The sequence below is a fragment of the Stenotrophomonas koreensis genome (assembly GCF_001431525.1).
In the GTDB taxonomy this organism is placed as follows: domain Bacteria; phylum Pseudomonadota; class Gammaproteobacteria; order Xanthomonadales; family Xanthomonadaceae; genus Stenotrophomonas; species Stenotrophomonas koreensis.
In genome coordinates, this window is the sequence record NZ_LDJH01000007.1 from 15020 (window position 1) to 32065 (window position 17046).

Here is a 17046-nt window from a genome sequence, read left to right on the forward strand (position 1 = left end):
CGTTGGACGGGCGCGCAACCGGCGGCCCGCCATCTGGCTAGAATCACGCCAGTTCCCCGGCTTTTCATTACCGCCATGTCTGACCCGTCACCGCTGTACCAACAGATCCTGCAGGGTGTGCACCAGCTCGATGCACAGGCCGGCCGCCAAACCGATGACAAGAGCGCCAACATGGCCGCCAGCCTGTATGCGCTGGCCATGGAGCGCGGCTTTGCGCGTGTCGACCACGTGCTGATCGGCGGCCAGGGCAGCGCCGCCCAGCGCGGCGAGTATGTCTTCATCGTCCAGGGCGACCCGAGGGACCCGGCACACCTGCGCGCCAGCCTGAAGACCGTCGATGCGGTCAGCACCCCGCAGGCCGATTCGCTGGCCAGCGCCCAGGCACACGGCGCGGTCAACCCGGCTGCCAGCCTGTCCAGCCCGGCACCGTCGGTGACCCCGGCCACGCCCGTGCTGGGTTGAAGCACACAGCGCGGCGGCCACAGGCCGGGGATGCCGGCCGGCACTGGAAGACAGGCTGGCCGTCACCGTACGCCCCCGGCGTGGCCGCCGCCTGGCCATCGTCACGGCCCCTTCGGCGCAACGGCCGCTGTACCGCCGCCTGTCTGGCCGATACCTGGCCAGCAGCGGTGGCAGCGGGCTTGCCCTAGAATCGGCTCGCCCCCCAAGTCCGTGATGGTTGCAATGAACACCTCTGACGTATTCCTGCGCGGCAGCATCGTTGCCCTGGTCACTCCGTTCCACGAAGACGGCAGCGTCGACTACCTCCGCCTGCGCCAGCTGGTGGACTGGCACGTCGCCGAAGGCACCGATTGCATCGGCGTGGTCGGCACCACCGGTGAATCGCCAACGGTGACCGTCGAGGAGCATTGCCAGATCATCCAGGTGGCCGTGGAACAGGCCGCCGGGCGCATCCCGGTGATGGCCGGTTGCGGTGCCAACTCCACCGCCGAGGCCATCGCCCTGGCCCGCTATGCACTGGAAGTCGGCGCGCACAGCCAGCTGCAGGTGGTGCCCTACTACAACAAGCCCGGCCAGGAAGGGCAGTACCGCCACTTCCGCGCCATTGCCGAGGCCACCGGCGAGCTGCCGATCGTGCTCTACAACGTGCCCGGGCGCAGCGTCGCCGACCTGCAGCACGACACCGTGCTGCGGCTGGCCCAGGTCGACGGCATCGTCGGCATCAAGGAAGCCACCGGCAACCTGGAACGCGCGCAGTGGCTGCTGCGCGAGGCACCGGCCGACTTTGCGGTGTTCTCCGGCGATGACGCCACCGCCATCGCACTGATGCTGCTCGGCGGCCATGGCAATGTCAGCGTCACCGCCAACGTCGCCCCGCGCCTGATGCACCAGCTGTGCGCGGCAGCGATGGCCGGCGACCTGGCCACCGCCCGCGCGGTCCAGCAGCGCCTGCTGCCGCTGCACCGCCAGCTGTTCTGCGAGGCCAACCCGATCCCGGTGAAGTGGGCGATGGCCCGCCTCGGCCTGTGCGGGCCGACCCTGCGCCTGCCGATGACCGAGCTGGAGGCCGACGGCCAGGCCCGGGTGGAAGCCGCGCTGCAACAGGCCGGCCTGCTGGGCTGAGCCGGCAGCGTGATGGCATCGGATCAGGGCGCCTGCGGGCGCCCTGATGCATTGGGCCGGTCCACAGCCGGCGGTGCCGCTTGCACCTGCACAGCCCAGATACGGCACCTGCCCTGGGGGTGGACAGCAGCGATGACAGGAAACCGAAGGCAGCCGCCAGCCTCATCAGCCCCAGGCCGCTCATGTAGAGCAGGTCACTGATCAGCTGATCAGCTGATCAGCCTGACATCACAACCCGGTCTGAGCCTTGACCGCGTCCTCGTGCAGCGACTCGTTCAGGGCATCGACGATGTGGATCCAGGCACCGTCCTTGGCCATGGTCTCGCGCAGGAACGAGCGCTGGCCCTGGTTCCAGTACGGCGCATCGACGATATGAACCTCCGCCGGCAACTGGTGCTCGGTGATGAACTGCGCGATGGCCGCATCATCGGCCTCCAGCCCCAGCTGCAGGAACAGGTTGCTCATGCGGATTTCGGAAATGTCCATGGGTGTCTCCGGTCAGGGCAAAGGTCAACAATAGGGGCAATCGGCCGGTCATCCCAGCCGGAAGGGCTCAACCGCGGTGCGCACTGCCCAGGTACTCGGCGCTCTGCATCTCGATCAGACGGCTGGCGGTGCGCTCGAAGGCGCCGGCCAGGCGGATGCCCGAATACAGCAACGGCGGCGCATCCTGCGCGGTGCACACCAGGTTGACGTGGCGGTCATACAGCTCGTCGATCAGGTTGACGAAGCGGCGCGCGGCATCTTCATTCATGCGGTCAAAATGCGGGATGCCACCGAGCAGCACCGTGGTGAATTCGGTGGCGATCTCGATGTAGTCAGCCGGCCCGCGCGGGCCTTCGCACAGCGCCGGGAAGTCGAACCAGACGATCGACTTGCCGCGCGCGCGCACCGGGATCTTGCGGCCTTCGATTTCGATGTTGCCGGCCTTCGGTTCGCTGCCACCGGTCAGGTCGGCCCAGCGCCCGCCCAGCCAGGCATCGCTGTCGGCTTCCAGCGGCGCGCGGTAGACCGGCGAGCGGGTCAGCGCGCGCATGCGGTAGTCCTCGCTGCCTTCGGCGTACAGCTCCACGCAGTGCTGCTGCAGCATCGCGATCGCCGGCAGGAAGCTCTCGCGCTGCAGGCCATGCAGGTACAGGTTGCCGATGGCCGTGTTGGAGGTGGTCACCAGGGTCACGCCCTCGGCGAACAGCCGGTCCAGCAGCCGCGACAGCAGCATCGCATCGCCGATGTCGGTGACGAAGAACTCGTCCAGCACCAGCACGCGCAGGTTGGCACGCCACTGCCGGGCAATGGTCGCCAGCGGGTCGGCCTCGCCCTGGTGCTGGCGCAGTTTTTCGTGGATGCCGCGCATGAAGCGGTGGAAATGGGTGCGGTACTTCTGTTCGGTCGGCAGGCCGTCATAGAACAGGTCCACCAGGAAGGTCTTGCCGCGCCCTACCCCGCCCCAGAAATACAGGCCCTTGACCGGTTCGGGCTTGCGCAGGCGCGCTGACAGGCGCGCCAGCAGGCCATTGCCCGGCGCGTCGGCAAGCAGGCCGACATGGATGCGGTCCAGCTCGCGCAGGGCCGCATGCTGGGCAGGATCATCTTTCCAGGCACCTCGGGCCACGCCTTCGGCGTAGCGCTGGCTGGGGGTCAATACGGACATCGTCAAACCGTGGAATCAGGCAGCCAGCGGCGCACTTCGTGAGCGATCGCGCCACGCAGGTCGATCAGCTTGCGGTGGAAGAAATGGGTGGTATCGGGCATCCGCACCAGTGCCGGCGGCTCCGGCTGGTCGGCAACCCAGTCAAACACCCCTTGCGGCGGCACGATCTCGTCGGCCTCGCCCATGATCACCAGCCACTGGTCCGGCGGGTTGACCGCATCAAAATTCCAGTCGCGCCGCCCGACCGGCGGGGCAATCGAAATCAACGCCGCCGGGGACAGACGGTCACAGGCGCGCAGCGAGACATAGGCACCAAAGCTGAAACCACCCAGCCACAGCTGGTAGCCCGGCAGGCTGGCGCGTACCCAGTTGGCCACACAGGCCAGGTCGTCCTGTTCGCCCACGCCGTTGTCGTAGTGGCCGGCCGATTGGCCGACCCCGCGGAAATTCAGCCGCACCACGCTGATGCCCAGGTCACGCAGCGCGCGCGCGGCCATGGTCACCACCTTGTTGTGCATGCTGCCGCCCTCGATGGACAGCGGATGGCACAGCACGGCAACCACCGGCTGCGCCGCCGCCGGCTCATCGGGCAGGTCCACGGCCAGTTCCAGCGGGCCGGCGGGGCCATCGAGCAACAGGCTGGTGCTGACGGCGGGGAATGTGGGGGTATCCATGCGTGCATGATACCGTCCCGCAGCAAGGGCGTTCACCGCCCGGTCGTCAGGGCAACAAAGGTGGTGTGATGCTGTATCTGGTCATCAGCGTGTTGTGCAGCGTCAGCGTCGGCGTGCTGCTCAAGTATTGGGGTGGGCGCGGGATGGATGCCGGGCAACTGGTGACCTGGAACTACCTGGCCGCCAGCAGCCTGGCCTGGCTGGTGCTGCGCCCCTCCACCGAGGTGTTCAGCGCCAGCACCACCCCGTGGGCGCTGCTGCTGGTGCTGGGCCTGGCCTTGCCGGCGGTGTTCCTGTTGATGGCACGCAGCCTGGCCAGCGCCGGCATCGTGCGTACCGATGCGGCACAGCGGCTGTCGCTGCTGATTTCGCTGGCCGCGGCCTTTTTGCTGTTTGGCGAAGTGGCCAACCACTGGAAGCTGGCCGGGCTGGCCACCGGGCTGGTCGCCATTGGCTGCCTGCTGGCGCGCCCGCTGCAGCGCAGCCTGTGGGCCGAGCGGCGCAGCCCGGCGTGGCCATGGCTGCTGGGGACCTGGGCCGGTTACGGCGCCATCGATATTGCCCTGAAGCAGGTCGCCAGCAGCGGCACCGCAACCACGGCCGCACTGGGCGTGAGTTTTGTGCTGGCCTTCGTGCTGATGCTGGCACTGCAACTGTGGCGCCAGGCACGCCGGCGCACCCGCCTGGACCTGGCCCACCTGGCGGCCGGCCTGCTGCTGGGAGGACTGAACTTCACCAACATCCTGACCTACATCCGCGCCCACCAGGCCATGAGCGAAAGCCCGGCCACGGTGTTTGCCGGCATGAACATCGGCGTGGTCGCACTGGGCACGCTGGCCGGGGTGCTGCTGTTTGGCGAACGTACCAGCCGCACCAACCAGTTCGGGCTGTTGCTGGCCATTGCCGCCATCGGCCTGATCGCCCACGGCAGCCAGCCAGGGTAAACCGGCAGCCGGCCCCGGCGCAGGTGCGCCGGGAGCCGGTGCCTGGCCAGAGCAGGATTACAGATCCAGCCCCAGCAGCAACGGATCATGATCCGAAGAGCGCCAAGGGCCAGGCTGGTTGCCAGCGGCATAACCGACGCTTTCCGGCTCATCGGCATTGATATGCCATTCGGCCGCACCACGCAGCTGGCCGGCCAGCGTCGGGCTGAGCAGGGCATGGTCCAGCCGGCCGTTCAAGCCGTTGTAGACGTAACTGTACGGCTGGGCGACCCCGGCAATGGCAAACGCATCGCGCCAGCCCGCTGCATCCAGGGTGCGGATCGGCTGCTCCATCGCATGGGCGTTGAAATCCCCCAGCACCACCGCATGCGGGCTGCCACTGGCGGTCGGGTCACTGGCCAGCCAGGCCACAATGCGCTGGGCACTGTCGGTACGGATGGCATTGAAGCAGCCCTGGCCATCGCCCTGGTCCATATCCGGCCCACTGGCATCACCGCAGCCCTTGGATTTGAGGTGGATGGCGGTGACGCTGAACACCGGGCCATCGCCGCGCCGGAAGGCCTGGGTCAACGGCACCCGGCTCCAGCGCATGAACGGGCCCTCTTCCAGCACCGCCGGCCTGCCCACCGGGGTCAGCACCCGGTGGCGGTAGATGATGCCGACCCGGATCGAATCACTGCCCGGGCCGGTACCGGCATCGACAAAACGCCAGTCGCCCGGACCGGCCTTGTCGGCATTGAGCGCATCGACCAGCTGCGCGATCGACGATGCCGGACCAAAGCCATCGTTTTCCAGCTCCATCAGCGCAGCCACGTCGGCACCCAGCCCGTTGATGCTGGCCACCAGCTTGGCCTGCTGCGCGGCCAGCTGCTCGATACTGGCGGCCCCGCGCGGGGTCGGGAAACCGGTACCACGGCCATCGCCGTTGAAATAATTTTCCAGGTTGAAGGCGGCAATCTTCAGCGTGCCGGGCAGCTGTGGCGCCGCCAACGGCCGTGCTACCGGCGGCAGCGGCAACGGCCGGCGCAACTGCAGGCGCCAGGCCGGGCCATGGCGCTGCTCGACGATGCCCTCCACCTGCGACAGCTGCATGCCGCCGCGCGGCAGCTGGCCGGCCGGCAGCAACGGCAGCGAATCCGGATCGCGCACATCGCTGCCATCGTCCAGGATCAACAGCCGGCGCTGGTTGTCGGCGGCAATCGCGCGGGCCTGCTCACTGCCGGGCAGGGCCATCTCGGTGGGCTGCCACAACGCACCGTCAAATGCCGTCCACACTTCCCCGGAACGCTCCAGGTTGTGCAACCCGACCACGGTCAGCGGTGCCTGGATCTGCACCGGCAGGCCTTCGTAGGCCTCCCAGTTGGCCGGCGCCGCCGTCAGCACCACCGGCCCGGGCGCGGGCAGCCCACGGCAGGAGGCGGCCTGGATGTTCTGTGCCTTCAGCGCGGTCATGCTCTGGGTGCTGCGCCCGGCCGGCTGCTCGACCACCTCACCGCGCACCCGCAGGCAGGCCGCCCGGGGCAGGCGCACCGCACCCTCGGCCAGCACCAGCAGGCCCTCGGAGGTAGCCGGGTTGCCGTCGGCGGCACCGTGCAGGTAGAAACCATCCAGGCCATCGCGCAGGTCAGCGCTCAGGCGGCCTTCGACGGTTACGGTCTGGCCCAGCAACGGGCTTTGTGCGCCTTCGCCCTGGACCGCGCCGATCAGGGTGATGGAAGGCTTGGCCTGCAGCGGCAACGCCGCCGCACAGGCCAGGACAAGCAGGGAAAGACGCAATGACATCACAATCCTCGGCAACAACAAGGCGCTGCAGACAGCGCTGGGCAATGACAAAAACGCCAACGCCGCCCGCAGGCGGCGCTGGTCGCAGCGATGGAAGCTTACTGCAGGTTGCCCAGCATCCAGTCCACCGTGGCCTTGACCTGCTCATCGGTCAGCCCCGGATTGCCGCCCTTGGGCGGCATGATGCCGGCCCCGGTAAAGCCCTCGATGGCATGCCGGTACAGGACATCATTGCCCTGGGCGATGCGCGCGGACCACTGCGCACGCTGCAGGGTCGGGGCCATGCCCACCCCGGTGGTATGGCAGGCACCACACAGGTTGTCGTAGATGACCTTGCCATCCAGGGTGCCGCCATAAGCCGCATTGGCCGAGGCCGCCGCCAGTGCGGCCGCCTGCGCCGCTGCCTGCGCTGCGGCACCGGTAGCACCGGCATACACCGCGCCGGCCGGGGCGATCCGTGCCTGCACCCGCGCCTGCGCCGCTGGCGACACTTCGGCCGGCAGGCTGCGGTGCAGGAAGGCGGCCAGCACGATCAGCGCCAGTGTCACCAGCGCCAGAAAACCGATGACCAGGGAAAACCGCTTCAGGAACTCAAGATCGTAGTTGCGCACGTCGCATTACCCCAGAGCAGGTGGCAGCCGAACCGCAGCAGTGGGGCGAGTATGAACAGACATCCGCCCCGGCTGCAACGCCCGCGGGCGAACTTGCCATGTCGCAGCGCAACAGTTGGCCGCAGTTACGGACTGGCGGCAGCCACCTGCCCGCGCGCCTCGCGCTCGGCCTTGCGGCGCGCCGCTTCGCTGCGCCGGAATTCCCAGGGGGCCTGGGCATCCTTGTCGGCCCACAACCCGCGCCCAGCCCGTCTGGCACCGGTTTCCAGCCGCAGCAGGGTGCTGTCGTTGAGATACTGGCGATAGGCCCAGGCCATCCCGGAACGCACCATTTCCTGGTTGGCGTTGAGCCCACCCAGGTGGATCACGCCGATCACCCGGCCGTAGCGGTCACTGCCCTGCTCCTGGATCAGCACCTGGCGGTCAAACACCAGCTCGGCCAGATGCTGGCGCGAACGCGTGCCGAAGGCCTGCCGGCGCTCGGGCGCATCAATGCTGGCAAGGCGCACCCGCACCTGTTCCTTGCGATCGCCATGGTCACGCAGCACGGTCACCGTATCGCCATCGGCCACCCGCACCACCCGGCCGTGGAAATCGGCCCACGCCAGACCCGGCAACAGGCACAGCCCAGCCACTACCGCCTTCCATCCCGCTACTTGCAGCACAACCACTACCCGAAAAACAAAAACAGCCGCACAGCATAGCGCTGCCGCCACTGACGGACTTTCCCGCTGCTGTCCGCTTGCGCTGGCCTTCCTTGCGCGCTGCACGATGCTTCCGCTCGGCGAGAAAGTTACGCTTGATACCAATTAGTCCCGGGCGGCGCTCGCGCGTCCTCCCCTCTCGGTGCTGTCAGTCCATTACCTGTTGTTCGGAGCTCCAGATGCACGTGCCAATGTTGGATTTCGCCTTGGGCGAGGAAATTGACCTGTTGCGCGCCAGCGTGGCCGGGTTTGCGGCCAACCGTATTGCCCCGCTGGCCGACGCTGCCGACCGCGACAGCGCCTTCCCCAACGCGCTGTGGCCGGAGCTGGGCGAGCAGGGCCTGCTGGGCATCACCGTGGAGGAGGAATACGGCGGCAGCGGCATGGGCTACCTGGCCCATGTGGTGGCGATGGAGGAGATCTCGCGTGCTTCCGGGGGCATCGGCCTGAGTTATGGCGCCCACTCCAACCTGTGCCTGAACCAGCTGCGCAAGAACGGCAATGAGCAGCAGAAGCAGCGCTGGCTGCCGAAGCTGTGCAGCGGGCAGCACATCGGTGCGCTGGCGATGAGCGAACCCGGCGCCGGCTCGGATGTGGTCTCGATGCGCCTGCATGCCGCCGCCACCGACGGCGGCTTCGTGCTCAACGGCAACAAGATGTGGATCACCAACGGCCCGGACGCCGATGTGCTGATCGTCTACGCCAAGACCGACCCGGCCGCCGGCTCGCGCGGGATTACCGCCTTCATCATTGAAAAGGGCATGCCCGGTTTTGCCACCGCACAGAAGCTGGACAAGCTGGGCATGCGCTCGTCCAACACCTGTGAACTGGTATTCACCGATTGCTTCGTGCCGGCAGAAAACGTGCTGGGCACGGTCGGTGGCGGCGTGCGCGTGCTGATGAGCGGGCTGGATTACGAGCGCATCGTGCTGGCCGGCGGCCCGCTCGGGCTGATGGCCGCGGCGATGGATGTGGTGCTGCCCTACGTGCACCAGCGCCAGCAGTTCGGCCAGGCGATCGGCAGCTTCCAGCTGATCCAGGCCAAGCTGGCGGACATGTACGTCGCGCTCAATGCCACCCGTGCCTATGTGTATGCGGTGGCGCGCGCGGCCGATGCCGGCCGGGTGACCCGCCAGGATGCGGCCGGGGTGATCCTGTTTGCGGCCGAGAAGGCCACCTGGCTGGCTGGCGAGGCGATCCAGATCCTCGGCGGCAACGGCTACATCAATGACTACCCGACCGGCCGGCTTTGGCGCGATGCCAAGCTGTACGAGATCGGTGCCGGCACCTCGGAGATCCGCCGGATGCTGATCGGCCGTGAGCTGTTCAACCAGACCGCACAGGGCTGAGCGATGAGCGTCCTGACCAGCCAGCTGCAACCGGGCAGCGAGGAATTCCAGCACAACCAGGCGGCGATGCAGGCCGCCGTGGCCGAACTGCGCGATGCCCTGGCCCGGGCCTCCGCCGGCGGCAGTGAAGCGGCGCGTGCCAAGCACCTGGCCCGCGGCAAGCTGCTGGTGCGCCAGCGCATCGATGCCCTGCTCGATGCCGGCAGCCCGTTCCTGGAAATCGCCCCGTTGGCCGCCCACGGCATGTACGGCGACGAGGTGCCCTGCGCCGGCGTGGTCGCCGGGATCGGCCGGGTGTCCGGGGTGGACTGCTTGATCGTGGCCAACGATGCCACCGTCAAGGGCGGCACCTACTACCCGATCACGGTGAAAAAGCACCTGCGCGCGCAGGAGGTCGCCCGCGAGAACCGGCTGCCGTGCATCTACCTGGTCGACTCCGGTGGCGCCTTCCTGCCGCTGCAGGACGAGGTGTTCCCCGACCGCGACCACTTCGGCCGCATCTTCTACAACCAGGCCACACTGTCGGCGGCCGGCATCCCGCAGATTGCCTGTGTGATGGGCAGCTGCACCGCCGGTGGCGCCTACGTGCCGGCGATGAGCGATGAGACGGTGATCGTGCGCGAACAGGGCACGATCTTCCTCGGCGGCCCGCCGCTGGTGAAGGCCGCCACCGGCGAGGAAGTCAGCGCCGAGGACCTGGGCGGTGGCGATGTGCACACCCGCATCTCCGGGGTGGCCGACCATCTGGCCGATGACGATGCCCAGGCGCTGGCGCGGGTGCGCCAGATCGTGGCCAACCTCAACTGGCAGCAGCCGCCCTGCCCCTGGGCCCTGCGCCAGCCGCTGCCGCCGCGTTATCCGGCCGCCGAGCTGTACGGGGTGATCCCGGCCGATACCCGCAAGCCGTTCGATGTGCGCGAGGTGATCGCCCGTCTGGTTGATGATTCGGTGCTGGACGAGTTCAAGGCCCGCTACGGCACCACCCTGGTCTGTGGTTTTGCCCATATCGAAGGCATGCCGGTGGGCATCATCGCCAACAACGGCATCCTGTTTTCCGAGTCCGCACTCAAGGGCGCGCACTTCATCCAGCTGTGCTGCCAGCGCGGCATCCCGTTGGTGTTCTTGCAGAACATCACCGGCTTCATGGTCGGGCAGAAGGCCGAGCACGGTGGCATCGCCCGCGATGGCGCCAAGCTGGTGGCTGCGGTGTCCTGCGCACGCGTGCCCAAGTACACGGTGGTGATCGGCGGCAGCTTCGGCGCCGGCAACTACGGCATGTGCGGGCGCGCCTTCTCGCCGCGCCTGATGTGGATGTGGCCCAACGCGCGGATCAGCGTGATGGGCGGCGAGCAGGCGGCCAACGTGCTGGCCACGGTCAAGCGCGATGGCCTGGCCGCCCGTGGCCAGGGCTGGACAGCCGAGGAGGAAGCCACGTTCAAGGCACCAATCCAGGCCCAGTTCGAAGCCCAGGGCCACCCGCTGTATGCCAGCGCGCGGTTGTGGGACGACGGCGTGATCGACCCGGCCGATACCCGCCGCGTGCTCGCCCTGGCGCTGGCCGCCAGCCTCAATGCCCCGGCCGAAGCCACCGGCTTCGGCGTGTTCCGGATGTAAGCCGATGCCCACTGCTCCGCTGTTTTCCAAGGTCCTGATCGCCAACCGTGGCGAGATCGCCTGCCGCATCATCGCCAGCTGCCAGCGCCTGGGCATTGCCACCGTGGCGGTGTATTCGGCTGCCGATGCCAACGCCCGCCATGTGCGCCTGGCCGATGAGGCCGTGCATATCGGCCCGGCGGCCGCTGCGCAGAGCTACCTGCGCGGCGAGGCGATCATCGCCGCCGCTCTGGCCTGCGGCGCACAGGCGATCCACCCCGGTTACGGCTTTTTGTCCGAAAACGCCGGCTTTGCCCGCGCCTGTGCCGAAGCCGGCATCACCTTCATCGGCCCGCCGGCCGCGGCGATCGAGGCGATGGGCTCCAAGAGCGCGGCCAAGGCGCTGATGGGCGCTGCCGGCGTGCCGCTTACCCCCGGCTACCACGGCGACAACCAGGACCTGGCCTTCCTGCAGCAGCAGGCCGAGGCCATTGGCTTTCCGGTATTGATCAAGGCCAGTGCCGGCGGCGGTGGCAAGGGCATGCGCCGGGTTGATGATGCCGCCGACTTTGCCGCGGCCCTGGCCAGCTGCCAGCGCGAGGCCGCCAATGCTTTCGGTGACGCGCGCGTGCTGGTCGAAAAATATGTCCTGAGCCCACGGCATATCGAAATCCAGGTGTTTGCCGATGGCCACGGCAACGTGGTCCACCTGTTCGAGCGCGACTGCTCGGTGCAGCGCCGCCACCAGAAAGTGCTCGAAGAAGCCCCGGCCCCGGGGATGACGCCCGAACGCCGTGCGGCGATGGGCGCGGCGGCGGTGGAAGCAGCGCGCGCGGTGGGTTATGTCGGTGCCGGCACGGTGGAGTTCATTGCCGCCCCGGATGGCGCGTTCTACTTCATGGAAATGAACACCCGGCTGCAGGTCGAGCATCCGGTGACCGAGCTGGTCACCGGCTTGGACCTGGTGGAATGGCAGCTGCGCGTTGCCGCTGGCCAGCCGTTGCCAAGGACCCAGGAGCAGCTGTCCATCAGCGGCCATGCGATCGAGGCCAGGCTGTACGCCGAGGATGCCGACCGCGGCTTTTTGCCCTCCACCGGTACGATCGCGCACCTGCGCCTGCCCGCCAGCAGCGCGCATGTCCGCATTGATGCCGGGGTCGAACAGGGGGATGTGATCAGCCCGTACTACGACCCGATGATCGCCAAGCTGATCGTCTGGGATGTGGACCGCGACGCCGCGCTGCGGCGCATGGATGCCGCGCTGGCGGCCTGCCAGATCGCCGGGGTCACCACCAATACCGGCTTCCTGCGCCGGCTCATCAACACCGCCTCGTTTGCGCAGGCCAGGCTGGACACCGCACTGATCGAACGCGAGCAGCCGGCGCTGGATGCCGCCAGCGCCGCTGCGCCGACGCTGGCCTGGGCCCTGGCCGCCACCTGCCTGCATGCCAGCCAGGCCGCTGCGGCCGTGGCCAGCGACAGCGCACGCTGGCCTTCGCCGTGGCACAGCGCCGACAGCTGGCGCAGCCATGGCCCGGCGCAGTGGCCGGCGGTGCTGGCCGATGGCCAGCAGACCCAGCGCTGGCTGGTCGATGGCGGCAACGGCCAGTGGCAGCTGCTTGGCCCGGAACAGCAGCGCCACCAGCTCAGCGGCCAGGTCCGCGCCGACGGCCAGTTCAGCCTGCAGCTGGACCACCGGCGCCTGCACGGCCAGGCGCTGCGGCTGGGCGATCGCCTGCACCTGTTCTGCGCACACGGCCATTGGAGCTTCCAGCTGCCCGACCCGCTGGCCGGGCAGGCCGGCAACGCCCAGGGCGGCGACCTGAAGGCCCCGATGCCCGGCCGGATTGTCAGCCTGCTGGCCACACCCGGCAGCCAGGTCAGTGCCGGGCAGGCGCTGCTGGTGATGGAGGCGATGAAGATGGAGCACACCGTGCACGCGCCCAGCGCCGGCACCGTCAACGGCTACCGGGTCAGCGCCGAACAGCAGGTAGCCGAAGGCACCCTGCTGGTGGATTTTGCCGCAGCAGCAGACTGATCAACCCGCTTGGTCAACCGGCACCGGAGCCTTCCGGGGCCGGTTGCCAGACGGCGCCGGCCGGGTCCAGCTCGGCGGTGGTCATCTGCGCCGCACGGATACCGAATCCAGCAATCGCCAGCGGCCCATCGCCGAAAGGCTGCAGGCCCAGATCACGCTCTACGTCCAGCTCATTGATCGCCGCGGTGACAAACGCGCCCAGGCCGGCCTCGGTGGCCGCCAGGTACAGCGTCTGCGACAGATGCCCGACATCCAGCACAGCGGCACGGTAGGCCTTGGAGTGGTTGCGGTATTTCCACTGCAGGCGGTCATAGCGCGGCGCCAGCACCACCAGTACCTGGGCATCGGCGAACCAGTACTGCCCAGCCAGCCAGCGCGTGGCCAGCGCCGACCAGTCACGCCGGTTCCCCACATCAGCATCAGCGCCCACGGCCAGCGGCAGCAGCTGGTGAGCGCTGGCCTGGTAGTGGTAGCAACCGTCCTTGATCCCCTGCACGTTGCGCAGCAGCAGATAGGCTTCGGTGGGATGCAGGCCACCGGCCGATGGCGTGCCCTTCTTGGAAAACCGCGCACCGCTGTCATGGATCACCGTCGACCGTTCGGCCAGCGCAGCCCACAACACCGCCGATACCTGGTCCAGCGCGAGCATCTGCCCGCCATCGAAATTACGACAACTGACCCGGCGCCCGAGCAACTGCTCGAGCGGTGAATCGGCCACCGGCGGCAACGTCAGGGCGCCATCGCCGTCGCGGCCACTGGCCGGTGGCGTACCCAGCTCGCCGATCAGGCCATCGAGCCGGTCCATCCCGCGTGCGGCCAGCTGCTGCACGCTGTCCTGCCCTTGCCAGCGTGCTTGCGCGTGCAGCACCGCCGCCGGTCCCCACCAGTGGGCCTGGCGCAGCTGCTGGTCGCGGCACGCGCACTGGCGCTGATCGTTGTGCGCCAGTGCCAGGCCAGTGTCCAGCAGCCACTGTGCGGCATCGGGCAGCTGTGCCAGTGGCACCCACTGTTCGCGGTCCAGACGGCCGAGCAGCGCCAGCTGCGCATCATCCAGCGCCACCGGACCATCCAGATGGGCCGCCAGCGCCGACCACTGGTGGCTTACGGCCAGCAACGGCCGGCCATCGCCGCTGAGCAGCGCAGCCATGTCCAGCTGCAAGGCCTGCAGCGGCTCGCACAGCAGATGCCAGCAGCGGCGTATGCGTATCTGTTCCATTGGCAGGATTTTCATCATTCATTCATGTCAATGATACGATCGCGCGCAACCTGCCCGGCATACAACGACATGACAGAAAACGATCCCAACCACGGCCCTCCCAGCCTGGACCCGGCCCAGGCCGAGGTCCTGCTCGACCGGCTGGCCAACGATGAGGCTTTCCGCCAGCTGTTCTGCAGTGATGGCCCGGCGGCACTGGCCGCGATCGGCTGCCACGGCCCTACCGAGAGCAAGGCCTGCTTCAAAGTGGAAAAGCTGGCCTCGCCGCAGGAGTTGATCGCAGCCCGCGATGCCTTGCGCCAGGCGCTGACCGACAAGGCCCAGATGTCGATGTCGGTGGTGTTCTTCTTCGAGGCCGGCAAAATTTCCCAGCGGCTGAAAAAGCGCTGAAATGCCGTTGCCGCCTGCCTGCTAACCGGCCTGGCTGGCCTTGAGGTCCAGGATGTTGAGCGGCTGCAGCTGCTGGGCGATCACCATTTCAGCCCAGGCTCGCCCGGCATTGTTGAGCAGCCAGCGCTGTTGCTGCTGTTCGGCGGCAACATCGCCCATCGCCCGGTAGGCATCACGCAGGACCACCCGCGCCTGATACAGCTCGGTGCCATCAAGCTGGGTGCGCAGGCGCTCGATGACCGCCTCCGGCTTGCCTTGGTCAAGCTGCTGCCGCGCCAGCACCACCCCCAGCAGCTTGATGGTGACCGGGTTGCCCAGCTCCATCATCTGGTTGGCATGGCGCCTGATCAGGCTGTCGGCAATTGCCTGCTCGCCACCACGCTGGGCCACATAGGCCAGCACCAGCAGGCGCAGATACAGATCGTTCAAACCCACCTGCTCGTTATCCAGCTCTTCGGCAACCAGGGCTTCCAGCCGGTTGACCAGTGCCTGCAACGATGCGGCATCCAGCTGACCGCGGCCCTGGCACAACTGTGCGACCTGTACCGCAACCTCGGCATGCAGTGAGGAGATACCCGGAGCGTCCTTGAGCGAATCGCGCAACTGGCGGGCGCTGTCCTGCATCTGCGCGCAGTTCTGCCGGGCCGCACCCACGCTGAGCAGACCACGCAAGGCCATTGAACGGGCGCCGGGATCAGTCCCGGTGGCGGCCTGCTGGAACAGTTGCTGTGCCTGGTCGACATCGCCGCCAGCGGCCAGCACATCCCCACGCAGGTCATGCTGGCGGCCATTGCCGATGAGCTGGTCCACCTCGTCGAGTACCTGCAAGGCCTGCTGGTACTGGCCCTGGGCCAGCTGCGCCCGCGCCAGATGCACCAGCGGGAACATCCGCATCGGGTGACGGCTGTAGCCGGCCTGGCGCGCATACTGCTCGGACTGCGCAAAGCGGTTGTCCATCAGCAGGTACAGCGAGGCATTGGAGGGGCCGGCGGTGAAATCCGGATACAGCTTGGCCAACGCTTCCCAACGCTCGGTGGCCCAGCCACGACGCGACAGCTCCTCGCTCCATGCATCCAGGTACAGCCGTTCGCGCAGCGGCAGTCCATCGCGTCGCTGCAGGGCAATGGCAAGGTGTTCGCGTGCGCCACCCAGGTCGCGCAGCCGCCACAGCAGGCGCGCATTGCCGACATGGGCAAGGGCAAACCCGGGGTCTGCTTCCAGGGCCGCCGCGTACAGCTCGGTAGCAGTGGCATAGTCGCGTTGACCAATCGCTTTTTCTGCCAGCGCATAGGCACGCAATGCCGGCAGGCTGCTGGTGGAGACCTGCGGCAGTGGCTCGCTGCTGGTGATCTGCGCGGCATCCTCGCCCAGGTGGGCACGCATGGTGCGCACACTTTCATCAATGGCCTCCAGCAGCTGCTCCTGCCCATTGGCGGTGATCTGCACATGACCACTGCGGACGTTGCGCCCGCTGACCGGGTCGACCAGGTCCAGGATGAATCGCCATTGACCATTGCGCTTTTCCAGGCTGGGTACCACCACCGCACGCGCGCCTTCGCGCAAGGCCACATCAATGGCCAACTCGCGGGTCAGTTGCGGCGCATCGCTGTGACCGAGCAGCTCCAGCGCCGCATCCACCTGCTCACTGCTCATGACGTTGAGATAACGCGATTGCTCCAGCGCAATCCGCAACCCCTGCTCCAGCGGCAGATTCAGCGTGTCATCGGTGGCCAGGTTGTTGATGTCTGCCAGCACCACCCAGTCACGCTGTGCAAAGGCGATCGCCGGCTCGCTGCGGGTGGCGTACCAGACACCGGCCACCGCGGCGGTCACCAGCACCGCCTGCAGCACCAGGGCCGCCGGCCGCCGCCACAGCGGCAGCGCACGCCAGGCCTTGGGCCCGCTCAACGGGCGGCGCAGCGGCGCGGTACCGATTTCGCCGACCTCGAATACTTCCTGCGCGGTCGGGACGCCCTTCATGTACCAGGCACCGTGGGATTTCCACACCAGCCGGTCGCGCAGGTTGCCCAGCTCATCCTTGCTGGCGCGACGGGCCAGCGCCTCGGCCACCGCCGACACCAGCACCTGGCCGGGCCGCGCCATCGCCAGCAGGCGCGCCGCCAGCGGCTTGGCCAGGCCTTCCACTTCCAGCGGCTTGGCACCGATATCGATCGCTTCCTGGCTGTTCTCCCACAGCAGCACCTCACCGACATGCAGGCCGGCGCGCGCCTTCAGCGCAAACCCGCGCGCCTGGCCGAGTGCTTCCAGTTCGGCCAGATAATCCAGCGCAAAGCCGATGCCGTGCAGCGGCCGCTCGAACACCAGCAGCATGCCATCGGAACGATCGATCAAGCGGCCATGCCAACGCTGCTGCAGCTCCAGTACCAGCAGGTCATGGCTGCGGAACAATTCGGCGCTGGCCAGGTCGCCGATGCGCTCCACCAGCGCGACCGAGTCACACAGGTCGGTCAACAACAAGGCCCGGATTACCGGCGCGGACATCTGCTCAT

At 67.9% G+C, this 17046-nt stretch carries 15 protein-coding genes; 7 read left to right on the forward strand and 8 right to left on the reverse strand.

The features are described from left to right. Window positions 1-75 precede the first annotated feature (75 nt). Window positions 76-462: an XVIPCD domain-containing protein gene (locus ABB25_RS14745; RefSeq protein WP_057664525.1), complete on the forward strand. Its 387-nt coding sequence runs from the start codon at window positions 76-78 to the stop codon at window positions 460-462. Window positions 463-684: 222 nt separating this feature from the next. Next, window positions 685-1584 carry a 4-hydroxy-tetrahydrodipicolinate synthase gene (gene dapA, locus ABB25_RS04870; protein ID WP_057664527.1) on the forward strand — a complete coding sequence of 300 codons (900 nt, stop codon included), beginning with the start codon at window positions 685-687 and terminating at the stop codon, window positions 1582-1584. Window positions 1585-1812: 228 nt separating this feature from the next. Here dapA and ABB25_RS04875 read toward each other — a convergent pair whose 3' ends face one another. The 3 genes from ABB25_RS04875 to ABB25_RS04885 form a co-directional block, all read right to left on the reverse strand. Beyond that, entirely contained in the window at window positions 1813-2070 is a 258-nt protein-coding gene (locus ABB25_RS04875; RefSeq protein ID WP_057664529.1) for a DUF2789 family protein, read from the reverse strand. Between the two features lie 67 nt (window positions 2071-2137). Beyond that, a complete protein-coding gene (gene zapE, locus ABB25_RS04880) occupies window positions 2138-3235 on the reverse strand; it encodes a cell division protein ZapE (protein ID WP_057664532.1) in 1098 nt (365 codons plus the stop codon). Window positions 3236-3237: 2 nt separating this feature from the next. Beyond that, complete coding sequence (locus ABB25_RS04885; RefSeq protein ID WP_057664534.1) at window positions 3238-3909, reverse strand: alpha/beta hydrolase; 672 nt, start codon at window positions 3907-3909, stop codon at window positions 3238-3240. Window positions 3910-3977: 68 nt separating this feature from the next. Here ABB25_RS04885 and ABB25_RS04890 point away from each other — a divergent pair, with 68 nt between their 5' ends. Continuing rightward, complete coding sequence (locus tag ABB25_RS04890) at window positions 3978-4853, forward strand: EamA family transporter (RefSeq protein ID WP_057664633.1); 876 nt, start codon at window positions 3978-3980, stop codon at window positions 4851-4853. A gap of 57 nt (window positions 4854-4910) precedes the next feature. On the opposite strand, the gene ABB25_RS04895 is transcribed toward ABB25_RS04890, so the two are convergent. The 3 genes from ABB25_RS04895 to ABB25_RS04905 all read right to left on the reverse strand — a co-directional run bounded on the left by ABB25_RS04895 (window position 4911) and on the right by ABB25_RS04905 (window position 7881). Continuing rightward, window positions 4911-6635 carry an ExeM/NucH family extracellular endonuclease gene (locus tag ABB25_RS04895; protein WP_152981018.1) on the reverse strand — a complete coding sequence of 575 codons (1725 nt, stop codon included), beginning with the start codon at window positions 6633-6635 and terminating at the stop codon, window positions 4911-4913. A gap of 98 nt (window positions 6636-6733) precedes the next feature. Next, window positions 6734-7246 (reverse strand): c-type cytochrome, encoded by a 513-nt coding sequence (locus ABB25_RS04900; protein WP_057664536.1) that lies wholly within the window; start codon window positions 7244-7246, stop codon window positions 6734-6736. 125 nt (window positions 7247-7371) lie between these two features. Next, a complete protein-coding gene (locus tag ABB25_RS04905; RefSeq protein WP_244477752.1) occupies window positions 7372-7881 on the reverse strand; it encodes a thermonuclease family protein in 510 nt (169 codons plus the stop codon). Window positions 7882-8129: 248 nt separating this feature from the next. Between ABB25_RS04905 and ABB25_RS04910 the strand changes: the two genes are divergently transcribed. From ABB25_RS04910 to ABB25_RS04920, 3 genes are read left to right on the forward strand one after another with little or no spacing between them, the layout of a single operon-like run. Then, entirely contained in the window at window positions 8130-9299 is a 1170-nt protein-coding gene (locus ABB25_RS04910; RefSeq protein ID WP_057664537.1) for an isovaleryl-CoA dehydrogenase, read from the forward strand. Window positions 9300-9302: 3 nt separating this feature from the next. Then, complete coding sequence (locus tag ABB25_RS04915; protein ID WP_057664539.1) at window positions 9303-10913, forward strand: carboxyl transferase domain-containing protein; 1611 nt, start codon at window positions 9303-9305, stop codon at window positions 10911-10913. 4 nt (window positions 10914-10917) lie between these two features. Further along, window positions 10918-12930: an acetyl/propionyl/methylcrotonyl-CoA carboxylase subunit alpha gene (locus ABB25_RS04920; protein WP_211259286.1), complete on the forward strand. Its 2013-nt coding sequence runs from the start codon at window positions 10918-10920 to the stop codon at window positions 12928-12930. 13 nt (window positions 12931-12943) lie between these two features. Here the strand turns inward: ABB25_RS04920 and ABB25_RS04925 are convergent, their stop codons facing one another. Further along, window positions 12944-14161: a putative peptide maturation dehydrogenase gene (locus ABB25_RS04925; protein ID WP_160319407.1), complete on the reverse strand. Its 1218-nt coding sequence runs from the start codon at window positions 14159-14161 to the stop codon at window positions 12944-12946. Between the two features lie 54 nt (window positions 14162-14215). Here ABB25_RS04925 and ABB25_RS04930 point away from each other — a divergent pair, with 54 nt between their 5' ends. After that, complete coding sequence (locus ABB25_RS04930) at window positions 14216-14536, forward strand: NHLP-related RiPP peptide (RefSeq protein ID WP_057664543.1); 321 nt, start codon at window positions 14216-14218, stop codon at window positions 14534-14536. 21 nt (window positions 14537-14557) lie between these two features. Here the strand turns inward: ABB25_RS04930 and ABB25_RS04935 are convergent, their stop codons facing one another. Next, window positions 14558-17038: a putative peptide modification system cyclase gene (locus ABB25_RS04935; protein WP_160319408.1), complete on the reverse strand. Its 2481-nt coding sequence runs from the start codon at window positions 17036-17038 to the stop codon at window positions 14558-14560. Window positions 17039-17046 lie beyond the last annotated feature (8 nt).